Genomic DNA, 1919 nt, shown 5'->3' on the forward strand with positions numbered 1-1919 from the left:
ACGATCAAGTCTGGTTGAATCCGGAACGGATTCGGCCAGAAGCACTACAGCAAGCAGCTTGAGATGACGCGACAACTACGTTGACAAACACCGGTACCGGCACCGCGTCCTGCTGGTAGTCCTCATGCATTAATGCGAAGGTGCTGTTGTAACTGGCATCGAGATACAGCATATTTCCTTCTTTCGTCTCGACAACCAGGTCGGCAGGCAACAAGATTCGCTTCGAAAACTCGGCGTCAACGTCGGTGGTGGTCCGCGCGGCCGTGTACAAGTGAATTGCCATTCCACCAGCAATGAGCATCGTCAGTGGCTCACGCAAATTCGTACGCTGTTCGAGTTCGATGATCAACGATCGCAGCCCGTTCGCCAGATCGGTATGGGTCGCAAATTCAATAGGTTTCACCATGACCGAACTCCGTCCATGCGCTTTTCAAGAAGATTACGCAAACGAGGCACATCTCTGACCAAGCCATCCTTGACCACTTCAGGGAACGGCCGCGGCGCGGTATGCGCCTGGTAGTGAAACTGGCGTGCAGCGGAGTCAAGAAAATCAGCCGCTACCCGATGCTTTGTCTTGAGTAACTGTGCCGACAATCGATAGACGTCGGCCTCCCGCCCCGACTTCGGTAGTCTGCGCATTGCCACCGCATCGGCAAGCGAATTGACCAGATCGGCCTCCGTTTCTCTGTTCCACACGATGCTTTCTCTTCCAAAAATCTGCGAAAGGAGATCGTCCTCGGGTACGTGCTGAAGCGCTGCGGCGACACCGCCTCTGTCGAGCACGCCCCACGATGTGACTCGATAAACTGGACCGTTCTTGTCCATACCAACAAAGAACTGTTGCTGTGCGAGCTCGATAGCGCGTAGCACCTCGGAGCGTGTGCATTCGAGTGCTTGTGCGGTGTAATGTAATGTGGCTCGTGCACCGAGTTTCTCCAGTGTAACGAGTACCAGCAAACATCTTCTAAAATCGTGCTTCGGAAAGTCCTTGTAGCGCACAATCACCTCCACTAACAAACCTCAAGCCAGTATAGTCCGTTAATTGATACAGTCAAGACGAGAGAGTTCCCTGAGCATGATTGTTCAAGTCTGCGTCAACGGCCAGTGCGTTGACAGTCATTGAATTTGCTACCTACACTCCATCGATCGCTGAGCTAACGGAGGAGAAATGACGCGCGCTACCGGATCACGTTTCGAAACTGCGCTACGCCGCCCCGCCGTACAGGAAACGGATGGATGGGCTTTCGTCGTTCTGCCGAAACCGATCAGTGACATCTTCCCGCGGCGCGGCCGGACGAGCATGCGCGGCACGCTCAACGGCTGCCCGTTTCAGGCCACGCTCGAGCCCGACGGCCAATTGGGCCACTGGTTCAGGGTGCCGGCCACGCTGATGACCGACGCGGGCGTGGCAATCGGGGATACCGTCACGTTCGACGTTGCCCCTGCACCGAACGAGCAAGAACCCCCAGTCCCGCCGGAGTTGGGCAAGGTGCTCGACACATCGCTACTGGCCAGGGAGACCTGGGACGCCACCACCACCGTCGCCCGCATCGATTGGATCCACTGGATCGAATCGGCCAAGCAGGACAAGACTCGCTTGAAGCGCGTGGCCGATGCGGGAGACATGCTCGCTTCGGGCAAGAAGCGGGTCTGCTGTTTCGACCCCTCTGGGTACTACAGCAAGAGCCTCAATCCGCCGCAAGAAGCGAAATAGACCCGTGAGGCAGCTACCAGGTATATCGCACTGGACTGGCCGCGCCGCGTTTTCGATATCTATCCGGAATGCGCTTGTTGACATACAGGGCTTTCACTTGGTCAGAGGCTTCGAGCCTGTCAGAATTTCTGTGTGGAACGGGGTCATGAAATAATCCCGAAAGGACTGTTCCATGACCGAAGTGATGACCACCAAGAAGCCCAAA

The 1919-nt window shown here is 56.1% G+C and carries 3 protein-coding genes; 1 reads left to right on the top strand and 2 read right to left on the bottom strand.

Annotation, left to right across the window (positions count from 1 at the left end; translation table 11 throughout):
* Positions 1-4: 4 nt before the first annotated feature.
* A complete protein-coding gene (locus tag ABIB42_RS25825; protein ID WP_429249209.1) occupies positions 5-406 on the bottom strand; it encodes a hypothetical protein in 402 nt (133 codons plus the stop codon).
* A complete protein-coding gene (locus tag ABIB42_RS25830) occupies positions 400-999 on the bottom strand; it encodes a hypothetical protein (protein WP_219862264.1) in 600 nt (199 codons plus the stop codon). The genes ABIB42_RS25825 and ABIB42_RS25830 overlap by 7 nt, the downstream gene beginning before the upstream one ends.
* A gap of 169 nt (positions 1000-1168) precedes the next feature.
* Between ABIB42_RS25830 and ABIB42_RS25835 the strand changes: the two genes are divergently transcribed.
* A complete protein-coding gene (locus tag ABIB42_RS25835; protein WP_219862263.1) occupies positions 1169-1714 on the top strand; it encodes a YdeI/OmpD-associated family protein in 546 nt (181 codons plus the stop codon).
* The last annotated feature ends 205 nt before the right edge of the window (positions 1715-1919 follow it).

The organism is Massilia sp. UYP32, assembly GCF_050434365.1.
In the GTDB taxonomy this organism is placed as follows: Bacteria; Pseudomonadota; Gammaproteobacteria; order Burkholderiales; family Burkholderiaceae_D; genus Telluria; species Telluria timonae.

Excerpts from the sequence above, each read along its gene's own strand:
- ABIB42_RS25825 (WP_429249209.1), bottom strand. The coding sequence starts at position 406 with ATGGTGAAACCTATTGAATTTGCGACCCATACCGATCTGGCGAACGGG.
- ABIB42_RS25835 (WP_219862263.1), top strand. The coding sequence starts at position 1,169 with ATGACGCGCGCTACCGGATCACGTTTCGAAACTGCGCTACGCCGCCCC.